At 70.7% G+C, this 19,968-nt stretch carries 20 protein-coding genes and 1 rRNA gene; 14 read left to right on the top strand and 7 right to left on the bottom strand.

Annotated features, from left to right (window positions below; all coding sequences use genetic code 11):
* The first annotated feature begins 49 nt into the window (after nucleotides 1–49).
* The 4 genes from PV682_RS26225 (at nucleotide 50) to PV682_RS26210 (ending at nucleotide 2,986) form a co-directional block, all read left to right on the top strand.
* Nucleotides 50–1,720 carry a CynX/NimT family MFS transporter gene (locus PV682_RS26225; protein WP_319733991.1) on the top strand — a complete coding sequence of 557 codons (1,671 nt, stop codon included), beginning with the start codon at nucleotides 50–52 and terminating at the stop codon, nucleotides 1,718–1,720.
* Between the two features lie 137 nt (nucleotides 1,721–1,857).
* Nucleotides 1,858–1,974, top strand: coding sequence for an SGM_5486 family transporter-associated protein (locus PV682_RS26220; protein ID WP_109362969.1), 117 nt, complete (start codon nucleotides 1,858–1,860; stop codon nucleotides 1,972–1,974).
* Between the two features lie 173 nt (nucleotides 1,975–2,147).
* Nucleotides 2,148–2,354 (top strand): hypothetical protein, encoded by a 207-nt coding sequence (locus PV682_RS26215; protein WP_319733988.1) that lies wholly within the window; start codon nucleotides 2,148–2,150, stop codon nucleotides 2,352–2,354.
* 113 nt (nucleotides 2,355–2,467) lie between these two features.
* Nucleotides 2,468–2,986, top strand: coding sequence for a SixA phosphatase family protein (locus tag PV682_RS26210; protein ID WP_319733986.1), 519 nt, complete (start codon nucleotides 2,468–2,470; stop codon nucleotides 2,984–2,986).
* A gap of 51 nt (nucleotides 2,987–3,037) precedes the next feature.
* Here PV682_RS26210 and serB read toward each other — a convergent pair whose 3' ends face one another.
* Nucleotides 3,038–4,258 (bottom strand): phosphoserine phosphatase SerB, encoded by a 1,221-nt coding sequence (gene serB, locus PV682_RS26205; protein WP_319733985.1) that lies wholly within the window; start codon nucleotides 4,256–4,258, stop codon nucleotides 3,038–3,040.
* Between the two features lie 506 nt (nucleotides 4,259–4,764).
* Nucleotides 4,765–6,261, bottom strand: a complete 1,497-nt coding sequence (locus PV682_RS26200; RefSeq protein ID WP_319733983.1) for a streptophobe family protein — start codon at nucleotides 6,259–6,261, stop codon at nucleotides 4,765–4,767.
* 268 nt (nucleotides 6,262–6,529) lie between these two features.
* On the opposite strand from PV682_RS26200, the gene PV682_RS26195 reads away from it, so the two are divergent.
* The gene (locus tag PV682_RS26195) at nucleotides 6,530–9,004 is read left to right on the top strand and encodes an ABC transporter ATP-binding protein/permease (RefSeq protein WP_319733981.1); all 2,475 of its coding nucleotides are present in this window, start codon (nucleotides 6,530–6,532) and stop codon (nucleotides 9,002–9,004) included.
* 67 nt (nucleotides 9,005–9,071) lie between these two features.
* Here the strand turns inward: PV682_RS26195 and PV682_RS26190 are convergent, their stop codons facing one another.
* Nucleotides 9,072–9,779, bottom strand: coding sequence for a transglycosylase SLT domain-containing protein (locus PV682_RS26190; protein ID WP_319733979.1), 708 nt, complete (start codon nucleotides 9,777–9,779; stop codon nucleotides 9,072–9,074).
* A 414-nt stretch (nucleotides 9,780–10,193) separates the two neighbouring features.
* On the opposite strand from PV682_RS26190, the gene PV682_RS26185 reads away from it, so the two are divergent.
* The 4 genes from PV682_RS26185 (at nucleotide 10,194) to PV682_RS26170 (ending at nucleotide 12,806) form a co-directional block, all read left to right on the top strand.
* Nucleotides 10,194–11,345 (top strand): GAF domain-containing sensor histidine kinase, encoded by a 1,152-nt coding sequence (locus tag PV682_RS26185; protein WP_055719599.1) that lies wholly within the window; start codon nucleotides 10,194–10,196, stop codon nucleotides 11,343–11,345.
* Entirely contained in the window at nucleotides 11,338–11,979 is a 642-nt protein-coding gene (locus PV682_RS26180) for a response regulator (RefSeq protein WP_055719596.1), read from the top strand. The genes PV682_RS26185 and PV682_RS26180 overlap by 8 nt, the downstream gene beginning before the upstream one ends.
* A gap of 173 nt (nucleotides 11,980–12,152) precedes the next feature.
* A complete protein-coding gene (locus PV682_RS26175; protein ID WP_055719595.1) occupies nucleotides 12,153–12,407 on the top strand; it encodes a chaplin in 255 nt (84 codons plus the stop codon).
* Nucleotides 12,408–12,566: 159 nt separating this feature from the next.
* The gene (locus tag PV682_RS26170) at nucleotides 12,567–12,806 is read left to right on the top strand and encodes a chaplin (RefSeq protein ID WP_055719594.1); all 240 of its coding nucleotides are present in this window, start codon (nucleotides 12,567–12,569) and stop codon (nucleotides 12,804–12,806) included.
* 333 nt (nucleotides 12,807–13,139) lie between these two features.
* Here PV682_RS26170 and PV682_RS26165 read toward each other — a convergent pair whose 3' ends face one another.
* Nucleotides 13,140–13,922 carry a hypothetical protein gene (locus PV682_RS26165; RefSeq protein ID WP_319733975.1) on the bottom strand — a complete coding sequence of 261 codons (783 nt, stop codon included), beginning with the start codon at nucleotides 13,920–13,922 and terminating at the stop codon, nucleotides 13,140–13,142.
* A 155-nt stretch (nucleotides 13,923–14,077) separates the two neighbouring features.
* Here PV682_RS26165 and PV682_RS26160 point away from each other — a divergent pair, with 155 nt between their 5' ends.
* The 3 genes from PV682_RS26160 to PV682_RS26150 all read left to right on the top strand — a co-directional run bounded on the left by PV682_RS26160 (nucleotide 14,078) and on the right by PV682_RS26150 (nucleotide 16,462).
* The gene (locus PV682_RS26160; protein WP_055719592.1) at nucleotides 14,078–14,875 is read left to right on the top strand and encodes an ABC transporter ATP-binding protein; all 798 of its coding nucleotides are present in this window, start codon (nucleotides 14,078–14,080) and stop codon (nucleotides 14,873–14,875) included.
* A gap of 49 nt (nucleotides 14,876–14,924) precedes the next feature.
* The gene (locus PV682_RS26155; RefSeq protein ID WP_055719591.1) at nucleotides 14,925–15,353 is read left to right on the top strand and encodes an NfeD family protein; all 429 of its coding nucleotides are present in this window, start codon (nucleotides 14,925–14,927) and stop codon (nucleotides 15,351–15,353) included.
* 164 nt (nucleotides 15,354–15,517) lie between these two features.
* Complete coding sequence (locus PV682_RS26150) at nucleotides 15,518–16,462, top strand: SPFH domain-containing protein (RefSeq protein ID WP_319733972.1); 945 nt, start codon at nucleotides 15,518–15,520, stop codon at nucleotides 16,460–16,462.
* 69 nt (nucleotides 16,463–16,531) lie between these two features.
* Here PV682_RS26150 and PV682_RS26145 read toward each other — a convergent pair whose 3' ends face one another.
* The 3 genes from PV682_RS26145 to PV682_RS26135 form a co-directional block, all read right to left on the bottom strand.
* A complete protein-coding gene (locus tag PV682_RS26145; RefSeq protein ID WP_319733970.1) occupies nucleotides 16,532–17,038 on the bottom strand; it encodes an HNH endonuclease in 507 nt (168 codons plus the stop codon).
* A gap of 156 nt (nucleotides 17,039–17,194) precedes the next feature.
* On the bottom strand, nucleotides 17,195–17,734 hold the full coding sequence (locus PV682_RS26140) for a YbhB/YbcL family Raf kinase inhibitor-like protein (protein WP_319733968.1): 540 nt from the start codon (nucleotides 17,732–17,734) through the stop codon (nucleotides 17,195–17,197).
* 52 nt (nucleotides 17,735–17,786) lie between these two features.
* On the bottom strand, nucleotides 17,787–18,569 hold the full coding sequence (locus PV682_RS26135; protein ID WP_319733966.1) for a sporulation protein: 783 nt from the start codon (nucleotides 18,567–18,569) through the stop codon (nucleotides 17,787–17,789).
* 150 nt (nucleotides 18,570–18,719) lie between these two features.
* Here PV682_RS26135 and PV682_RS26130 point away from each other — a divergent pair, with 150 nt between their 5' ends.
* Together PV682_RS26130 and PV682_RS26125 are read left to right on the top strand one after the other, a co-directional pair.
* Nucleotides 18,720–19,361 carry a DNA-3-methyladenine glycosylase gene (locus PV682_RS26130; RefSeq protein ID WP_319733964.1) on the top strand — a complete coding sequence of 214 codons (642 nt, stop codon included), beginning with the start codon at nucleotides 18,720–18,722 and terminating at the stop codon, nucleotides 19,359–19,361.
* A gap of 510 nt (nucleotides 19,362–19,871) precedes the next feature.
* Nucleotides 19,872–19,968: ribosomal RNA gene (locus PV682_RS26125) — 16S ribosomal RNA — on the top strand; the annotation flags it as partial.

Raw genomic sequence — 19,968 nt, 5'->3', positions numbered from 1 at the left:
ACCGGCCACGGCTGGACAGCGAATCATCCTATGATTCTATGATGGGTGCATGGCGAGCAAGACGACACGGCGTACGACGGCCCCGGCACCCCCCACGCCCCCGGCACCGGCCGCACCGGCCGCACCGGAACCCGGCCCGCGCACGCCCGCCCGGGCGAAACGGCTCCTCGTCCTCGCGATCGTCCTCACCGCCGTCAACCTCCGCCCCGCCATCACCAGCCTCGGCGCGCTCCTCGAAGACGTCCGCGCCGGCCTGGGCATGAGCGGCGGCGTCGCCGGACTCCTCACGTCCCTGCCGCCTCTCTGCTTCGCGGTCCTCGGCATCGCCGCCCCGCGCCTGGCGGGCCGCTTCGGCGCCACCCGGGTCGTCGGCGCGGGCCTGATCGCCCTCACCACCGGCCTCGCCCTCCGCCCCTACCTGGGCGGAGTCCCCGGCTTCCTCACCGCCAGCGCCCTCGCCCTCACGGGCATCGCCGTCGGCAACGTCCTCATGCCGGTCATCGTCAAACGCCACTTCCCGGACCGCGTGGGCCCCATGACGGGCCTGTACTCCATGGGCCTGGCCCTCGGCACAGCCGCGGCAGCCGCGGCCACCGTGCCACTGACGGACACACTGGGGGAGGGCTGGCGAACCGGCCTCGCGGTGTGGGCCGGGCTCGCGGGGGTGGCGGTGGTGCCGTGGGCGCTGTTCGGGAGGGGGACACGGAGGGCACGGGCCGGTACGGACGCGGGGACAGGCGAACCGGCGCGGGCGAGCGGGCGGAGGCGGGGCCGAGGGGGCGGGCCGACCGGAGGGACACGCAAGGCCGCAGCAGCTTCGGGAGCCGCCCCGACAGCCGAGGCGAGCCACGCCGGGACCCGCCCCGGGGACGGCGCTGCCGCAGGGACACACGAGGCCGCAGCAGCCTCGGGAGCCGACCCGACGGCAGAGCACCGGCAGGCGGGCGCGTGTGATGCCGCAGCCCGCGCGGGGGAGAACACGCCGGGCTCGGCCCGAGAGGCCGAGGCGAGCCACGCCGGGACCCGCGCCGGGGCGCACGCCGAGGCCCGCCCCGCGGACAACGCGCCGGCACGCGCGCAGCGCGTGGCCCCGCCGCGACTCCCCGCGAGCGCGCGCCCGTCCCGGCCCGCCTCCCTGCGGATCACCCGGAGCCGTACCGCCTGGGCCCTCGCCGTGTTCTTCGGGCTCCAGGCCACCGGCGCGTACGTGACGATGGGCTGGATGCCGCAGATCTTCCGGGACGCCGGGGTCTCCGCGGGCACCGCGGGGCTGCTCCTCGCCGTCACCATGGTGCTCGGCGTGCCCCTGGCCTTCGTCATTCCCCGGCTGGCCACCCGGCTCCCTCACCAAGGGCCGATCGTCGTCGCGCTCGGTGCCTGCGGCCTCGCGGGGTACACCGGCCTGTACGTCGCTCCCGCCGCCGGCGCCTGGGCCTGGGCCCTGCTCCTCGGGGTCGCCAACTGCGCCTTCCCCCTCGCCCTCACGATGGTCGGCATGCGGGCCCGCACGGGCGCGGGCGTGGCCCAGCTCTCCGGGTTCGCCCAGGGCGTCGGCTACCTGATCTCCATCCCCGGCCCCCTCCTCATCGGCGTCCTCTACCAGGCCACCGGCGACTGGGACGTCCCCCTGACCCTCATGGCCCTCCTCCTGGTCCCCCAGACCGCGGTGGGCGTCCTGGCGGGCCGCGGACGGACGGTGGAGGAGGAACTGACCGCCTGACGAGCGGGACCGGCGAGACCGGCAGGACCGGCACGGCCTTCCTCGCCGCTCCACCTTCGATCCCCGCCCCGCCTCCGCTCCGGCCCCTTCACCACCCCGCCCCCCACCCCCCTCGTACCGGGTGCGAAACTGGCCGTATGCCTCTGCTCGACCCGAATCCGCAGAACGGCCAGCGGAAGATGCTCATCGTCTTCGGCTCGTTCCTCGCCATCTTCATCGTGATCGCCGTCATCGCCACGATCGCCTCGCCCTGAACCATCCGCCCCAGCGGCGCCGGGGGGTGGGGTTAACCCCCCGTCCCCTAGGGGGTGAGGGTCAGGGTGAAGTGGGTGGAAGTCCGGATGGGCCGCCCCTTGCGCGCCGCGTACCTTCGAGTCGTGGCCGTGGGAGACGGCCGCGGGACCACTCGAAGCGCTGCGGAGGAACCATGCCGGCCCGTCCCCACACCCGCCCCCACCCGGCGACCACGGGCGGCGCGGACATCCGTATCCCCTGGTGGGCCCTGGCCCTGCCGATCCTCGCGTTCCTCGTCCTGTTCAGCCTGGTCCTCAACCCGTCGGACGCGCAGGCGGCGGCCACGCACCCCACCTTGACGCAGCTGCTGGAACACCTCCAGCGGCTGATGACGAGCTAGGACGCACCGCCGCCCACCCGGCGGCCGAACACTTCCCGAACCCCCTCACCCCCACCGGTCCCGCCTGTCAACTAGCCGAGCCCGGTGGCCTGTTTCGTGCGAAGCTGGACGGCATGAGCGTTGAAGAACCCCGCACGATCGTCCTCCTCCGCCACGCGAAAGCCGACTGGAACGACGGAGACGACCACGAGAGGCCGCTCGCCGAGCGAGGCCGCAAGGACGCCCCTCTCGTCGGCCGGAAACTGGCGCAGACGGGACTCAGCTTCGACCTGGCTCTGTGCTCCACCGCGACCCGCACCCGCGAGACCTGGAAACTGGCGGTCCAGGAACTCCCCGAGCGCCCGAGGACGGTGTACGAGGAGCGGGTGTACGAGGCGTCCCTCGGCGAACTGATCGCCCTGCTCAACGAGGTCTCGGACGAGGTGCGCACCCTCATCCTCATCGGCCACAACCCGGGCATCCACGCCCTCGCGGACGCGCTCGCCGGAGACAGCGAGGGCGACCTGCTCGCGCGGATGAACCGCACCGGCTATCCGACCGGCGCCTACGCCCTGCTCACCTTCGACGGCTCCTGGAAGTCCGTGGAACACGGCGTGGGCAGGCTTGCCGACTTCTGGTCCCCGCACGCGTGACACCACAGGGCCCGGCACCGCTCATGGCGGCGCCGGGCCCTCGTACGAAGCTCAGTCCTCGTCGTGCGTGTCGGCCGCCTCGACCTCTTCCCGCGTAACCCCCAGCAGATACAGCACCGTGTCGAGGAACGGCACGTTGACGGCGGTGTGCGCGGCCTCCCGGACGACCGGCTTCGCGTTGAACGCGACGCCGAGACCCGCCGCGTTCAGCATGTCGAGGTCGTTCGCGCCGTCCCCGATGGCGACGGTCTGCGCGAGCGGTACGCCCGCCTCCGCCGCGAACCGCCGCAGCAGCCGCGCCTTCCCGGCCCGGTCGACGATCTCCCCGGTGACCCGCCCGGTCAGCTTCCCGTCGACGATCTCCAGCGTGTTCGCCTGCGCGAAGTCCAGCCCGAGCCGCTCCTTGAGGTCGTCGGTGACCTGCGTGAACCCGCCGGATACGACCCCGACCTGATACCCGAGCCGCTTCAGCGTACGAATGAGGGTCCGCGCGCCCGGCGTGAGCCGCACCTCCTCGCGGACCTTGTCCACCACCGACGCGTCGAGCCCCGCGAGCAGCTCCACGCGCGCGTGCAGCGACTGCTCGAAGTCCAGCTCGCCCCGCATCGCCGCGGCCGTGACCTCCGCGACCTGCTCCTCGCACCCGGCGTGCGCCGCGAAGAGCTCGATCACCTCGTCCTGGATCAGCGTCGAGTCGACGTCCATGACGATCAGCCGCTGGGCCCGCCGGTGCAGGCCCGCCGCGACGACCGCGATGTCGACGCCGAGCGCCGCCGCGTCCGTCACCAGCGCGGTCCGCAGCGGTTCCGTCTCGACGCCGGACACCGCGAACTCCACCGCCGTCACCGGGTACTTGGCGAGCCGGAAGATACGGTCGATGTTGCCGCCGGCCTTCGTGATCCGCGCGGCGACAGCGGCCGTCGCCTCGGCGGTCAACGGATGCCCGAGCACGGTCACGAGCGAGCGCCCGAGTCCACGCGGCCGGTTGTCACCGAGGCCGGAGATGATCTCCGCCTGCATCTTCATCGACTCGGCCCAGCTGTGCACGGTCGACCGCAGCTCCCCCTCAAGCCCCCGAGGCGGCTCGGTCACCAGCGCACACAGCACCATCCGCCCCCGGGTCACCACCTGCTCGATGTCAACGACATCGACGGCGTAAGCGGCCAGCGTGTCGAACAACCCGGCCGTGATCCCGGGCCGGTCCTTGCCGAAGATCTTGACAAGAAGAGTAGGAACGTCCGAGGCCGGAGCCTGCGTCTGCGTATCGCTCATGGTCCCTACACCGTAACCGCCCCCTCGCCCCCCGCGCCGCCCAGGTCCAACAGCCGGACGGAAAACACTGGCCAACGGAAACATGACGAACCCAAGACAACAACACATCACCCACCTGCACCGCAGCCACCCCGACCCGCCCCCGATCCACTCCCTTCGCCCAGCCGCGCCCAGTCGCCCCGCCCCCGCTTCACGCTCTTCGCCCCACCTGCGCCCGGCCGCCCCGCACTAGCTTCACCCCCCCTTTGCCCAACTGCGGGTAGTCGCGCCGCACTCCCACCGCCCCGCACTGCTCCGCCCCCTTCGCCGTAGCTGCGCCCAGCCGTGCCCCCCACCGTCCCGCACTCGCTCCACCCCCCCTGCCGTAGCTGCGGGCAGTCGTGCCGCTAGGGGCGGCACGGGTGGGCGCAGCGGCACCCCGCAAGCGCGGGCGAGCGACAACGCCCCCACCTCAGCCACCCCCCACCCGCACCCGAACCACCACCGCAGCCGCACCGACCCGCCCCTCACCCTTCCGGCTTCCGCAGATAAGGATTCGTCTCGGCGTTGGGCGCCCGGTACGACGGCCGAGGCGTATAAGGCCCGCTGCCCCCGCCGCCTTCACCAGCCCCGCCGCCTTCACCAGACCCCCCACCCCCCACCGCAGACCGCGAAGCCCCCTTCCCCGCGGCCCCGCTCACCCAGGCCAGTGCCGCCCCCGCAGCCCCGGCCGCGAACCCCCATCCCGCGCCCGCCAACCCGGCGACCACCACGTCCCCCCGCAGCACCAGCCCCGCCCCCACCGCGTCGAACCCCAGCACGGACAACCCCGCGTCCACGGAAACCACCGTCACCCGGGCGAGCAACGCCAACGCCACCCCCGTGACGACCCCCAACCGCACGGCGCACCCCGCGACGAACCGCCGCCCCCCGCCCTCCACGGGCGTACGGACAGCCGCGAACACGCCCGCCAGCAGCATCATCAGGACGGCGGCGACCCCCAACAGCCAGACGCGCCCGTCGAGTTCGGCGAGCCGGGGAAGTGTGACGGACTGCGGATCCCCGGCCGCGAGCAACCGGTCCAGCGGGTCCGGCAGGACGTACGTGAGGATCCCGCTCGCCCGCCCGTCATGCGGCACGAACAACCCGACGTCGACCCCGACCCACACCCCGTTGGGCGCACCGAGGAGCGCCGAGCCGTAGATCCGCCCCGGATGATCGTCCCGGAGGGACGCGAACACGGCGGCGGCCCACCCCGCCGCGACGGCGACGAGCAGCACGGACACGACGGCGGACACGGCGGGCCGTACGACGCGGTGGACGAACCCCCAGCGCAGCGGAAGGGGCGTACGCCGGGAGGAGAGGAGGGACAGCAGCAGAACGCCCGCGCACCAGAGGAACCCGCCGAGCAGCGTGGCCCCCGTGTCGACGGTGAACCCGACCGCGGCCTTCGCCTCCACGAGATCCCCGACCCGATCGGGCAGCAGCCCTCCGAGATCCCCCACCCCGGGCAGCTCCAGCGTGCCGGACCCCCCGCCGAGCGACCCCCCGTCGATCGTGATCACATCGTGTCCCGCCCAGGCGAGCCCCCCGAGCATGGCGACGAACAACGCGGCCACCGCCCCGGCCCGCACGAGGAGTTCGGGCAGCGGGACGACGACTCCGGCCGTCCGCAGGGACCGCAGGAAGAACCAGGACAGAAGGAGCGCACCGACCAGCCCCACCCCGAGTGGCGTGATTTCGATGGCCCCGGCGGCCTCCGCCCCCGTCATCCCGAACGCGGACATGTCCCCCGAGGGCGACACCGACCCACCCGCCCCGAGCGCCACCACGGCCGCGGTCATCGGCCCGAGCGATCCGGCGGAATCGGCCTGGAGGAGATGCAGCCCGAGCGCCGCGACCCCCGCCATCCCGATCAACGCCCAGCTCACCGCGGCGACCGCGGTCAACAGGGCGTCTCCCCACGGCGTACCCCTCCTGTACGGCGTTCGTCCTACGCTCCCCGCACCCGTCCCCGCACCCATGCAGACCCCCCGATCCGCCGCGTCTGTCCCCCTCGCGTGCGTTTACCACTCTCGGGGCGGGTTTCCACCCCGTCAACGGCGTCGACGAAGCCGCGTGGACGCCGCCTTCACAAGCCTCGAACAACTCCCGAACAACCTCCGACCACCCCTGGCAAGGCCCGACTTTCGGTCAGGGGGCCGCTACTGAAATAGTTCCCCCCGATGTTCGACATCCCTAGACTCCCTCTGGATGAGGGGCATATCGGGGGACAACTCAGTGGGGCATGGAGTGCCTGAACTCGTACTAGAAGCAAACGGACGTACCTGGACGCTCGATCCGTCCAGGGCATACACACTCGGACGCGACCCTCAGGGGGACGTCGTGTTCGACGACGCCAGGGTCTCCTGGCGGCACGCCACGGTCGGTTTCGACGGCCGGAGCTGGGTCATCGAGGACCACGGCAGCACGAACGGCATGTACACGCAGGGCCAGCGGATCCAGCGCCTGGAGCTGGGCCCGGGAAGCGTGATCAACCTGGGCAACGCGACGGACGGCCCCCGCCTGAACCTGACAGCGGCCCAGGTGCCGGTGGCGCATCAAGCGCATCAAGCACCCCAGGCCCAACAGGTCCAGCCGCAACAGCCGTACGCCGCCCAGGGCGCCGGCTGGAACCAGCAGCCCGCCGCACACATCCCGCAGCAGGGCCCCGGCGTCGGCGCGGGGGCGCCGCCGGTCTACGGCGACCGCAGCCCGACCACGTTCCACCAGCTCGCGCTCGGCCGCGTCATGCGCATCGGCCGCGCCCTGGAGAACGAACTCGTCGTCTCCGACCTCCAGGTCTCCCGTCACCACGCCGAGTTCCACTCGACGCCCGACGGCCGCATGGAGATCCGCGACCTCGGCTCGCACAACGGCACGTACGTCAACGGCCAGCCGATCCCGAAGGGCGGCACGGCCCTGCTGGGCCCGGCGGACATCGTCGGCGTCGGCCACTCGACGTTCCGGATCGTCGGCGACCGCCTCGAAGAGTTCGTCGACACCGGTGAGGTCTCGTTCTCGGCGCGGCACCTGACGGTGACGGTCGACGGCGGCAAGCAGATCCTGAAGGACGTCTCCTTCGGCGTCCCGGAGAAGTCGCTGATCGCGGTCATCGGCCCCTCGGGCTCCGGCAAGTCGACGCTGCTCAAGGCGCTGACCGGCTACCGGCCCGCCGACCAGGGCGAGGTGCTGTACGACAACCGCAACCTGTACAAGCAGTTCGCGGAGCTGCGCCAGCGCATCGGCCTGGTCCCGCAGGACGACATCCTGCACAAGGAACTCACGGTCAAGAAGGCCCTCAAGTACGCGGCCAAGCTCCGCTTCCCGGCCGACACCACGGCCGCCGAGCGCGAGTCCCGCATCGACGAGGTGCTGCGCGAGCTGAAGCTGGACATCCACAAGGAGAAGAAGGTCACCTCCCTCTCCGGTGGCCAGCGCAAGCGCGTCTCCGTCGCCCTGGAGCTGCTGACCAAGCCGTCGCTGATCTTCCTGGACGAGCCGACCTCCGGCCTCGACCCGGGCATGGACCGCGACGTCATGCAACTGCTGCGCGGCCTCGCCGACGACGGCCGCACCGTCCTCGTCGTCACCCACTCGGTGGCCGAGCTCGCGATCTGCGACAAGCTGCTCGTGATGGCGCCGGGCGGCTCGGTCGCCTACTTCGGCCCGCCCGAGGAAGCGCTCAACTTCTTCGGCTACGACACCTGGGCCGACGTCTTCTCCGCCTTCGAGAACTACCGCGACTACGACTGGGCCGGGCGCTGGAAGGGCTCGCAGCACTACCAGATGTACGCCGCGGACCTCGACGCCGTCGCCCCGCAGGCCGTACAGGTCCCGGCGATGCAGGCGATGAAACCGCCGAAGCCACAGGGGTGGCTGAGTCAGTTCGGCACGCTGGTGCGCCGCTATTCCTCGGTCATCATGTCCGACAAGGGCTTCCTCGCTCTCATGGTGATCCTCCCCGCCGTGCTCGGCGCGGTCAGCCTGCTGATCGACGCGGACAAGGGCCTCCTTCCCAATGGGGTCAACGCGCAGAGCGGACGCATCGTTCCCAACGGCACCGCGACCACCGTCCTGCTCATCCTCGCGGTCGGCGCCTGCTTCGCGGGCGCGGCGAACTCGGTCCGCGAGCTGATCAAGGAGCGGGTCATCTACGAGCGGGAGCGCGCGACGGGCCTGTCCCGCTCGGCGTACCTGATGTCGAAGGTGTTCGTGCTCGGCATGATCACCGTCTTCCAGGGCCTGCTGGTCGGCGTGATCGGCTTCTCCAGCCGCGAGATCCCCGCGAAGGGCCTGGTCCTCGGCACCGCGACGCTGGTCGAGCTGTCCGTGCCGATCATGGCGCTCGGGTTCACCTCGATGATGTTCGGCCTGGTGATCTCCTCGCTGGTGAAGACCGCCGAGAAGACGATGCCGCTGCTCGTGATGTTCGCGATCATCCAGGTCGTCTTCACGGGCTGCCTCTTCACGCTGAACGGTTCGATCGGCGTCAACGAGTTCTCGTACCTGATGCCGTCCCGCTGGGCCGTCGCCGCCGCCGGCGCGACCCTCGACTTCAACCGGATCAGCCCGCCCAAGGAGGGCGAGAGCACCGACCCGCTCTGGGAGCACACGGTCGGCGCCTGGAGCATGGACATGGCCGCCCTGATCGCCCTCGGCGTGATCTGCGGCTTCTTCGTCGCCCGCTTCCTGCGCAGGCACGAGCCGGAGGTCATGCGCAAGTAGCTCCCGGGTACGACGACGAGGGCGCCCCCGGTGTGCAGGGGGCGCCCTCGCGCTGTGCGCGGCGTGCTCAGTACGCGCTGTTGACGTTGTCGATCGAGCCGTACCGGTGCGCCGCGTAGTTGGCGGCGGCGGTGATGTTGGCTACGGGATCGTAGATGTTCGTCGAGGTGCCGGAGACGTGGTACGCGTTGAACGTCGGCTGGATCACCTGGAGCAGGCCCTTGGACGGGATGCCCATCGCGGCGTTGCTGTCCCAGTTGTTGATCGCCCAGGGGTTGCCGGAGGACTCCCGGATGATGTTGCGGTACAGGCCGTTGTAGGAGCCCGGGATGCCCTTGCGGTCCATGATGTCGAGGGCGTTGCGGATCCAGCCGTCGAGGTTGTTCGTGTACGTCTTGACGGCGGTCTGCTTGAGCTCGGCGCGCTGCGCGGAGCGGCTCGCGGCCTTCTTCGCGGCGCGGTCGGCGGCGGCCTTCTTCGCGGCTGCGGCCTTCTCGGCGGCGGCCTTCTTGGCCGCGGCGGCCTTGGCGACCGCGTCGGCCTGGGCCTTCTCCTGCGCCTTCTTCTGGGCGGCGATGGCCTCGATCTTCGAGCCGGCCGAGGAGAACTGGTCCGTCACGCCCGTCTTCGCGTCCGTGCGGTAGGCGACGTTCGCGGGGAGGGCGGCCTCGCTCGTGGTGGTCTGCGCGTCGGCCGGCACGACGGCGAAGGCGAGGGCCGCGGCGCCGAGGGTGGCGGCGCCGGCTATCGCGATCTTGTGCGTGTTCTTGGGCATGGCGGGTGACCTCTTCGATGTGCGGGGAGGTCGCTCGGAATGTCCGTCGGGGGACGCGGGGCTGAGCGACGGGAGCCATTCTTAGCGGCAGCAAAATGGCTGGGCAAAGGTGTGACCTACGATGCCGGGTAGTGGACTCGGGGTGGGCAAATCACCCCATAGCGCCCAGTCGTTCCCGTTCAGGCGGTCCCCGTTTATCTCCTATTCACCCTCGTAGGTGATATGGGTCCTATGCGCGGGCTCACATCGGGCGCGTAACAGTCTCACCAGGAGTTGCTGAAGCAACGCGAACGGTGACGCTCCTTCGCGCCCAGGCGCCACCGCCCCCGACCTCAGCCCTAGGACCACCGCCCGACCCCAGGGCCCGTCACCGGCCCGATCCGCGCTGTCACACCCCGCCGGTACCGTGAGGACATGAGTCAAGGTCCCAGGTCAGGGCTGGCGGCGGTGAGCGCCGCGCTGCTGGCGATGAGCAGGCACCTGGAGGTGCGAGACGTCCTCAAGACGATCGTCGCCTCCGCGCGCGAACTGCTCGACGCCCAGTACGCGGCCCTCGGCGTCCCGGACGACCACGGCGGATTCGCCCAGTTCGTGGTCGACGGCGTGAGCGACGAGGAGTGGAAGGCCATCGGCCCCCTGCCCCGCCAGCACGGCATCCTCGCCGCGATGCTCAAGGAGGCCAGGCCCGAGCGCCTCGCGGACGTGCGCGAGGACCCCCGCTTCGAGGGCTGGCCCGAAGCGCACCCCGAGATGTCGGACTTCCTGGGCCTGCCCATCCACAACGGCGACGACGTCGTCGGCATCCTCTTCCTCGCCAACAAGAACTGCCCCAGGACCCGCGGCGAGTGCGGATTCACCGACGAGGACATGGACCTCCTCGCGATCCTCGCCCAGCACGCCGCGATAGCCCTCACCAACGCGCGCCTGTACGAGCGCAGCCGCGAGCTGACCATCGCCGAGGAACGCTCCCGCCTCGCGCACGAGCTGCACGACGCGGTCAGCCAGAAACTGTTCTCCCTGCGCCTCACCGCCCAGGCCGCCGCCGCCCTCGTCGACCGCGACCCCGCGCGCGCGAAGGGCGAGCTGCACCAGGTCGCCGCCCTCGCCGCCGAGGCCGCCGACGAACTGCGCGCGGCCGTCGTCGAGCTGCGCCCCGCCGCCCTCGACGAGGACGGCCTCGTCGCCACCCTGCGCACCCAGATACAGGTCCTCGACCGCGCCCACACCGCGCGCGTCACCCTCGCCGCCCGGGGCGTGCGCGCCCTGCCCGCGGCCCAGGAGGAAGCCTTCCTGCGCGTCGCCCAGGAAGCCCTCCACAACGCCCTGCGCCACTCCGGGGCGGCCTGCGTGGACGTCAGCCTGGACAAGCACGAACGGCACGGCGGCACCGTCCTGCGCATCCGGGACGACGGCAAGGGCTTCGACCCCGCCGTCGTCCGCCGCGCCGGCCGCCACCTGGGCCTGGTCTCCATGCGCGACCGCGCCAGCGGCGTCGGCGGTCGCCTCACCGTCACATCCACGCCCGGCCAGGGCACCGTCATCGAGATGGAGGTCCCCGGTGGCTGAGCCGATCAGGGTGCTGCTCGTCGACGACCACCAGGTCGTCCGCCGCGGACTGCGCACGTTCCTGGAGGTGCAGGACGACATAGAGGTCGTCGGCGAGGCCGGGGACGGCGAGGAGGGCGTCGCCCGCGCCGAGGAACTGCGCCCCGACGTCGTCCTCATGGACGTCAAGATGCCCGGCATGGACGGCGTCGAGGCCCTGCGCAAGCTCCGCGACCTCGACAACCCCGCGCGCGTGCTGATCGTCACGAGCTTCACCGAGCAGCGGACGGTCGTCCCCGCCCTGCGCGCGGGCGCCGCCGGATACGTCTACAAGGACGTCGACCCCGACGCCCTCGCCGGCGCCATCCGCTCCGTGCACGCCGGACACGTCCTGCTCCAGCCCGAGGTCGCCGGGGCGCTGCTCTCCCAGGACGAGTCGCCGGGCGGGCAGGGGAGGGGCGGGACGCTCACCGAGCGCGAGCGGGAGGTCCTCGGCCTCATCGCCGACGGGCGGTCCAACCGGGAGATCGCGCGGGCGCTGGTGCTGTCCGAGAAGACCGTCAAGACGCACGTCTCGAACATCCTCATGAAGCTCGACCTGGCGGACCGCACGCAGGCCGCGCTGTGGGCCGTGCGGCACGGCGTGACGGGGTGAGAAGGGGCTGGTCGGGGGGCGTACGGGAGCCGTAGGCGGAGGGATCAGTTCCAGTCCGAGATTCATACTGTCGTGGGAATGTCACCCACATGGCGCACCCTCTTCCGGGGGTGCGCCGTTCTCCCTGCGTGCCACGGCGACCGTCGTGGTCAATCGCCAGGAGGGCTTGCGAAGTGAAGAACCTGAAGAAGGCCGCCGCAGTGACGATGGTGGCCGGTGGGCTGGTCGCCGCCGGTGCCGGTCTCGCGTCCGCGACCGACGGCGGCTCCGGGGCGGCTGCCTTCGGCGAGGCCCACAGCTCCCCGGGCGTCGTCTCCGGCAACGTCATCCAGGTGCCGGTGCACGTCCCGGTCAACGCCGTCGGCAACAGCGTCAACGTCATCGGCCTGCTGAACCCGGCGTTCGGCAACCTCGGCATCAACCGCTGAAGTCCTACCAACGGTCCGTCAGTTGATCGTCCCGTCGCTCCAATGATCCGAACGGGCGCACTTACGACCGGATCCCGTGCCGTTCATGACCGCTCCCGCGTTGGACAGCGCACGACCCGCGGCCGGGTCGGATACGCAAACGCAGGAGGAACGCTTCTCATGAACATCGCCAAGAAGGCCGCCGTGGCCCTCACCGTCGCCGGTATCGCCGCCGGTGCTTCCGCGGGTGCCGCCGTCGCCGACTCGTCTGCCGAGGGCGCTGCCGTGAAGTCCCCGGGCGTCGGCTCCGGCAACGTCGGCCAGATCCCGGTCCACGTCCCCGTCAACGTCGTCGGCGACTCGGTCAACGTCATCGGCCTGCTGAACCCCGCGTTCGGCAACACGGGCGTCAACGACTGACGTCACCTCTTTTCACACAGCACGGGGCCCCACCTCCCGGATGGGGCCCCGCAGCCGTCTCCGCCCCGCACTTGGCGAAGCCTCGGAGCCACTTCCCGCCCCTGGCGGACCCCCGAAGCCACGTCCAGCCCCGCTCCCACCCCCGGCGGAACTCCCGGACCGCGCTCGCGCCGAGGAAGCTCCCCAGATCGTCTCCGGCCCCGCTCCCTGCCGAACCCCGGGCTGTCGCCGGCCCACTCCCCTGGGAAGCCCAGGCGCCGCCCTCGGCCCCGTCCGCTCTTCGGGGAGCACCGCAGCAATCCCGGCGCCCCCTCCCCGCAGAGCCCGCTGTCCTCAGCCCCGTTCCCGCTCCTCCACATACGCGTTGTACGCCGCCACCAGCGCCCGCCGGGCCGTCCGTTCCACCGGCCGCAGGGCCGCCCCTCGCGCTGCCATCTCGGACGCGCTCACCGCGCCCCCGTGCCCGTTCTCCGTGGCGAGGGAGACCAACAGGCCCACCCGCTGGGCGAGTTTGAGGACCCGTACGGCACGGGGCGGGTAACCCGGCGCCAGCAGCTCACGCCCCCGCTCCGCACGCGCGCGGTACGCGTCGATCGCGGCCTCGGCGACAGGACCGGAACCGGCGACGTCGAGCCGGGACAGCACGGCCGTAGCTTCCCGAAGGGCCTCGGCCAACTCCCGTTCCGCCTCGCCCAGTGACGGCACATCGGCCGGCGGCGCCTCGCGGACCGGCAGGCAGTGCCAGGTCACCTCGACGTGGACGTCCCCGGCGGGCCCCGCCTCGAAGATCTCCGGGACCAGCCCGAGAGCGGCGCCGTGGCAGACCACCGCCTCCTCCGCCTCCAGCGCCCGCGCGTTGAACTCCGGCGGTCCGCTGAGCCCCAGCGGATGCCCCGGCGCGGGCAGCGCGACCCGCAGCCCCCGCACCCCGAGCGCCCTCAACCGCCCCAGCGCCAGCGTGAGTCCGACGGGCGCCGCCTCCCCGGGCAGCCCCTCCACCCGATGCACCGCGTCCTCCCCGACGACGGCGACGACAGCGTCGTCCGGAGAGACAAGTCCGGCCAACAGGGCATTTCCCCAAGCGGCGAGGCGACCAGCGCGCGGTTCCGTGAGCATGCCCCCAGCCTAAGGACCGGACCGATGGAACAGGCCGCCGGACCAGTGGCGTAGATTTTCCCGAAGGGGCCGCGCCCACCCGCGCACGGCCGCCGAACCACTTGGCGCACGCGACAACCGAGACCGGCCACACTGCAAGGGGAGACAACGCGCTCATGAGCGATGTTCTGGAGCTTCAGGACGTATCGGTGGTCCGCGAGGGCCGGTCGCTGGTGGACCAGGTCTCCTGGTCGGTCAAGGAGGGCGAGCGCTGGGTCGTCCTCGGCCCGAACGGCGCCGGCAAGACGACCCTCCTCAACCTCGCCTCCACGTACCTCTTCCCGAGCGCCGGCACGGTCGCCGTCCTCGGCGAGACCCTCGGCAAGCCCGGCACGGACGTCTTCGAACTCCGCCCCCGCGTCGGCATGGCCGGCATCGCGCTCGCGGAGAAGCTCCCCAAGCGCCAGACGGTCCTCCAGACCGTCCTGACCGCCGCCTACGGCATGACGGCCGGCTGGCAGGAGGAGTACGAGGACGTCGACGAACTCCGCGCCCGCGCCTTCCTCGACCGCCTCGGCATGAGCGACTACCTGGACCGCCGCTTCGGCACCCTCTCCGAGGGCGAACGCAAGCGCACCCTCATCGCCCGCGCCCTGATGACCGACCCCGAGCTCCTCCTCCTCGACGAACCGGCCGCAGGACTCGACCTCGGGGGCCGCGAGGACCTCGTACGCCGCCTCGGCCGCCTCGCCCGCGACCCCATCGCCCCCTCGATGATCATGGTCACGCACCACGTCGAGGAGATCGCCCCCGGCTTCACCCACGTCCTGATGATCCGCCAGGGCAAGGTCCTCGCCGCGGGCCCCGTCGAACTCGAACTCACCTCCCGCAACCTCTCCCTCTGCTTCGGCCTCCCCCTCGTCGTCGAGCAGGTCGGCGACCGCTGGACGGCCCAGGGACTGCCGCTCTCCTGACCGGCACGCACCCTGTCCGCGCCGACCCCGCGGACCTACCATTGACCTTGTGAACATCGACGCGTGGGTGTGGTGGCTCGTCGGCGCGGCGGCGCTCGGAATCCCGCTGGTGATCACGACCATGCCCGAGTTCGGCATGTTCGCGGTCGGCGCGATCGCCGCCTCCGTCGTGGCCGGGCTCGGCTTCGGCGCCGTCAGCCAGGTCCTGGTCTTCGTGATCGTCTCGGTGGCGCTCGTCGCCGTCGTACGCCCCATCGCGAACCGGCACAGCAGAAGCCGCCCCCACCTGCCCACCGGCATCGACGCGCTCAAGGGCAGGCAGGCCGTCGTCCTGGAGCGCGTGGACGGCGCGGGAGGCCGCATCAAACTCGCCGGCGAGGTCTGGTCCGCCCGCTCCCTGGACACCGACCGCGCCTACGAACCCGGCCAGGAGGTGGACGTCGTGGACATCGAAGGCGCTACGGCGATCGTCCTGTGAACCCCGGCGCCCGGGCCCAACTGAACTGAACGACCCGCGAGTTATGTGAAGGTCTGCCACACTCGACCGGCAAGATCTTCTGCACCCATATGATCGTCGACAGCCAGTCGGCACCCATAAGATCGTCGGAAAGCGCCGAGGCGGAGAAGGGTACGGGGAGCACGATGGAACCGGTCATCATCGTTCTGATCATCCTGGTGGTGTTGGTCTTCATCGCCCTGATCAAGACGATCCAGGTCATCCCACAGGCGAGCGCGGCGATCGTCGAGCGCTTCGGCCGCTACACACGCACACTGAACGCGGGCCTCAACATCGTCGTCCCGTTCATCGACACCATCCGCAACCGCATCGACCTGCGCGAACAGGTCGTCCCGTTCCCGCCGCAGCCGGTGATCACCCAGGACAACCTGGTCGTCAACATCGACACGGTCATCTACTACCAGGTCACCGACGCACGCGCGGCGACGTACGAGGTCGCCTCCTACATCCAGGCCATCGAACAGCTCACCGTCACCACGCTGCGCAACATCATCGGCGGCATGGACCTGGAGCGGACCCTGACCTCCCGCGAGGAGATCAACGCGGCCCTGCGCGGCGTCCTCGACGAGGCGACCGGCAAGTGGGGCATCCGCGTCAACCGCGTCGAACTGAAGGCGATCGAGCCGCCCACCTCCATCCAGGACTCGATGGAGAAGCAGATGCGCGCCGACCGCGACAAGCGCGCCGCGATCCTCACCGCCGAAGGTACCCGCCAGGCCGCGATCCTCACCGCCGAGGGCGAGAAGCAGTCCCAGATCCTGCGCGCCGAGGGTGAGGCCAAGGCCGCCGCCCTCAAGGCCGAGGGCGAGGCCCAGGCCGTCCGCACGGTCTTCGAGGCCATCCACGCCGGCGACGCCGACCAGAAGCTCCTCTCCTACCAGTACCTCCAGATGCTCCCCAAGATCGCCGCGGGCGACGCCAACAAGCTCTGGATCGTCCCCAGCGAGATCGGCGACGCCCTCAAGGGCCTCTCCGGCGCGGTGGGCGGCCTCGGCGGCCTGGGCGGCGGAAGCGGTTCGGACAACGGCGGCAGCAACCTGGAGAAGCGCGAGAAGCCGCCGATCGACTGAGCTGTTCCCCGGTACGTCGATGGGGGTCCCCAACCTGAGTCGGGGACCCCCATCGACGTACCGGAAGCCCTACGCGGCGTCCAGACTCAACCACTCCGGCAGCGCCCGGAAATCCTCGGCCCCCAGCGACAGCAGCATCGCGTCGGCCGGAGTCGGCTCGAACGGCTCCCGCAGCAACGGCATCCCCGCCTGCTCCGGCGTCCGGTCCGCCTTGCGGTGGTTGTCCTCCGCGCAGGACGCCACCGTGTTCAGCCACGAGTCCCGGCCACCCTGCGCCCGCGGCACCACGTGGTCCACGGTCGTCGCCCTGCGCCCGCAGTACGCGCACCTGTGCCTGTCCCGCACCAGCACCCCCCTACGGGACCAGGGCGCCCGTCTGCGGAACGGCACCCGCACATACCGGCACAGCCTGATCACCCGCGGCGCGGGTATGTCGACCTCGGCGCCCCGCATACGCAGCTCGGGGTGGGCCTGCTCGACGACGGCCTTGTCCTGGAGCACCAGAACGACGGCCCGGTTCAACGTCACCGTAGACAGCGGCTCGAAGCTCGCGTTCAGCACCAGCGTGTCCCGCATCCAGCCCACCTCCCGTGCGCATCGGCCCGCTCCCCGGCGGGCGTGGATCAACTCTGGACGGGCACGCCGAGATGGACAACGCAATAAAAAATGCCCGCCCCTGATCACTTCCAAGACCAGAGGCGGACAAACGTCGGGTGAACTGTCGGGTGAACCTCAGCTCGCGGCCGGCACCTCGTACTCACCGATCAGCTGCGCCCGCGCGATCGCGTGGAACCGCAGATTGAACCCGACGTACGCGGGCGAGACGTCCCCGTCGACACCGAGCTTCTCCTGGTCCACCGCGTACACCGTGAAGACGTACCGGTGCGGCCCGTCCCCCGCGGGCGGCGCGGCACCGCCGAAGTCCCGCGTCCCGTAGTCGTTGCGGACGTGCACGGCGCCCTCGGGCAGTCCCTTGAACTCGCCCGTGCCCGCACCGGCCGGCAGCTCCGTCACCGACGCCGGGATGTCGAACAGCACCCAGTGCCAGAACCCGCTGCCCGTCGGCGCGTCCGGGTCGTAGCACGTCACCGCGAAGCTCTTCGTCCCCGCCGGGAACCCCTCCCACCGCAGCTGCGGCGAGACGTTCCCCTCGGCGTAGACCTGGTCGGCCTTGAGCGTGGCACCCTCCGCGACGTCCTCACTCGTCACCGTGAACGCCGGGACAGGCGGGTGGAAGTCGTGGGGGAGAGGCCGCCGCTTGAGCTCGGACACCTCGGTACCTCCTGAAGTACGTCTGAGTACGTGGTTCCCTGGAACTCCGAGCCTAGAACCAGTTCCGCTTGCTGCCGACCTCGGCCAGCCACTGGTTCAGGTACGCCGCCCAGTCCGTCCCCTGGAAGTCGCGCAGCCCCACCTGGAACGAGCGGAACGTGTCGCTGCCCTCGCTGAACAGGCCCGGCTTCTTGTCCATTTCGAGGATGACGTCCATCGCGTTCTCGTCGGCGACGAAACTCAGCTCGACCTGGTTCAGGCCGTGGTACTGCGACGGCGGGAAGAACTCGATCTCCTGGTAGAACGGCAGCTTCTGGCGCGTCCCGCGAATGTGCCCGCGCTCCATGTCGGCGCTCTTGAACCGGAAACCGAGCTGCGTGAACGCGTCGAGGATCGCCTGCTGCGCCGGGAGCGGGTGGACGTTGATCGGGTCGAGGTCGCTGGAGTCGACGGCCCGCGCGATCGCCAGCTCCGTCGTCACCCCGATGTGCATCCCGCGCAGCGGCTGCCCGCCGATCGTCGTCACCGGCGTCTCCCACGGGATCTCGAGACCGAACGGCACCGCGTGCACCGCACCGGCCTGGAGCTCGAAGGCGCCGCCGAGGCTGACCTTCGTGAACTCGATGTTCTGCTTGTACTCCGAGTCCTGCCCCTCGACCTCGACCTGGGCCTGCAAGCCGATCGACAGCCCCTCGATGTTCTGGTTCACGGACCCGCCCTGGATCCGCACCTCCCCCTGCACGACCCCGCCCGGTACGACGTTGACCTCGGTCAGCACCGTCTCCACCGACGCCCCGCCCGCACCCAGGCTCGCGAGCAGCTTCTTGAACGCCATGACTCTCCCTCGTTGATGACGACCGGTTGACCGGGCCTTTGATCTCTTCCAACGCGTTCAGGCCACGTCCGGTTCCGTACCCCACCCTGGCAACCGGGGCTTCCGGACACCACCCCGGCGCACACCCCGACTGCACTACGCTCGACGGCCATGATCGCGAGCCCCGACCGTACGCCCCTCCCCAGGACCTTCTTCGACCGCCCCGTCCTGGAGGTCGCCCCCGACCTCCTGGGCCGCCACCTGGTCCGCACGACCCCGGACGGCCCGATCGTCCTGCGCATCACAGAGGTGGAGGCGTACGACGGCCAGAACGACCCCGGCTCCCACGCCTTCCGCGGACGCACCGCCCGCAACGGCGTGATGTTCGGCCCGCCCGGTCATGTGTACGTCTACTTCACCTACGGCATGTGGCACTGCATGAACCTCGTCTGCGGCCCCGACGGCGAGGCGAGCGCCGTCCTGCTGCGCGCCGGCGAGCTCCTGGAAGGCGCCGAACTGGCCCGCAAACGTCGACTATCGGCCCGGAACGACAAAGAACTCGCCAAAGGCCCGGCCCGGTTGGCGACGGCCCTCGACGTCGACCGGTCCCTCGACGGCACCGACGCGTGCACCCCCGAGGACACCCCGCTGCGCGCCCTCACCGGTACGCCCGTCCCCTCCGACCAGGTCAACAGCGGTCCCCGCACCGGGGTATCGGGCGACGGCGCCGTCCACCCGTGGCGGTTCTGGATCTCCGGCGACCCGACGGTGAGCCCCTATCGGGCCCACGTTCCCCGCCGCCGCTCAAGTTGACGCTCCCCTGGAAGGTGCGTAACGTAGCCCGAGCCGCTTGACCCGGTACGGCACTCGCCGAGAGCCGGGAGCGGCCAACCCACTACCTAGCAACATCCCTCAGCGGGATCGAATTCGTCATGTCCGCATGCCTGAATTCGAACTCACGGAGACTCGATTATGAGTTACCGAGAGGATCGGCTAACGTAGTGAATGTCGAAAGGCCGACGAGCGAAAGCGAGAAAGCCCAAGACGTCCCGCCGACAGGGAATCGGATCAAGAAAAGGATCTGATAGAGTCGGAAACGCAAGACCGAAGGGAAAAGCCCGGAGGAAAGCCCGAGAGGGTGAGTACGAAGGAAGTGTCCGTTCCTTGAGAACTCAACAGCGTGCCAAAAATCAACGCCAGATTTAGTTGATACCCCGTCCCCGGCTGTGAATGCCGAGGATGAGGTTCCTTTGAAACAACAACAGCGAGGACGCTGTGAACGGTCGGATCATTCCTCCGACTGTTCCGCTCCCGTGAGAAGCATTCACGGAGAGTTTGATCCTGGCTCAGGACGAACGCTGGCGGCGTGCTTAACACATGCAAGTCGAACGATGAAGCCCTTCGGGGTGGATTAGTGGCG

It is taken from the genome of Streptomyces niveiscabiei (assembly GCF_033794345.1).
In the GTDB taxonomy this organism is placed as follows: domain Bacteria; phylum Actinomycetota; class Actinomycetes; order Streptomycetales; family Streptomycetaceae; genus Streptomyces; species Streptomyces niveiscabiei.
Note: the sequence above shows the minus strand (reverse complement) of the source record. Positions and strands in the feature narration are given on the sequence as shown.

Excerpts from the sequence above, each read along its gene's own strand:
- PV682_RS26225 (WP_319733991.1), top strand. The coding sequence starts at position 50 with ATGGCGAGCAAGACGACACGGCGTACGACGGCCCCGGCACCCCCCACG.
- PV682_RS26220 (WP_109362969.1), top strand. The coding sequence starts at position 1,858 with ATGCCTCTGCTCGACCCGAATCCGCAGAACGGCCAGCGGAAGATGCTC.
- PV682_RS26215 (WP_319733988.1), top strand. The coding sequence starts at position 2,148 with ATGCCGGCCCGTCCCCACACCCGCCCCCACCCGGCGACCACGGGCGGC.
- PV682_RS26210 (WP_319733986.1), top strand. The coding sequence starts at position 2,468 with ATGAGCGTTGAAGAACCCCGCACGATCGTCCTCCTCCGCCACGCGAAA.
- serB (WP_319733985.1), bottom strand. The coding sequence starts at position 4,258 with ATGAGCGATACGCAGACGCAGGCTCCGGCCTCGGACGTTCCTACTCTT.
- PV682_RS26200 (WP_319733983.1), bottom strand. The coding sequence starts at position 6,261 with ATGGGTGCGGGGACGGGTGCGGGGAGCGTAGGACGAACGCCGTACAGG.
- PV682_RS26190 (WP_319733979.1), bottom strand. The coding sequence starts at position 9,779 with ATGCCCAAGAACACGCACAAGATCGCGATAGCCGGCGCCGCCACCCTC.
- PV682_RS26185 (WP_055719599.1), top strand. The coding sequence starts at position 10,194 with ATGAGTCAAGGTCCCAGGTCAGGGCTGGCGGCGGTGAGCGCCGCGCTG.
- PV682_RS26170 (WP_055719594.1), top strand. The coding sequence starts at position 12,567 with ATGAACATCGCCAAGAAGGCCGCCGTGGCCCTCACCGTCGCCGGTATC.
- PV682_RS26165 (WP_319733975.1), bottom strand. The coding sequence starts at position 13,922 with ATGCTCACGGAACCGCGCGCTGGTCGCCTCGCCGCTTGGGGAAATGCC.
- PV682_RS26160 (WP_055719592.1), top strand. The coding sequence starts at position 14,078 with ATGAGCGATGTTCTGGAGCTTCAGGACGTATCGGTGGTCCGCGAGGGC.
- PV682_RS26150 (WP_319733972.1), top strand. The coding sequence starts at position 15,518 with ATGGAACCGGTCATCATCGTTCTGATCATCCTGGTGGTGTTGGTCTTC.
- PV682_RS26145 (WP_319733970.1), bottom strand. The coding sequence starts at position 17,038 with ATGCGGGACACGCTGGTGCTGAACGCGAGCTTCGAGCCGCTGTCTACG.
- PV682_RS26135 (WP_319733966.1), bottom strand. The coding sequence starts at position 18,569 with ATGGCGTTCAAGAAGCTGCTCGCGAGCCTGGGTGCGGGCGGGGCGTCG.
- PV682_RS26130 (WP_319733964.1), top strand. The coding sequence starts at position 18,720 with ATGATCGCGAGCCCCGACCGTACGCCCCTCCCCAGGACCTTCTTCGAC.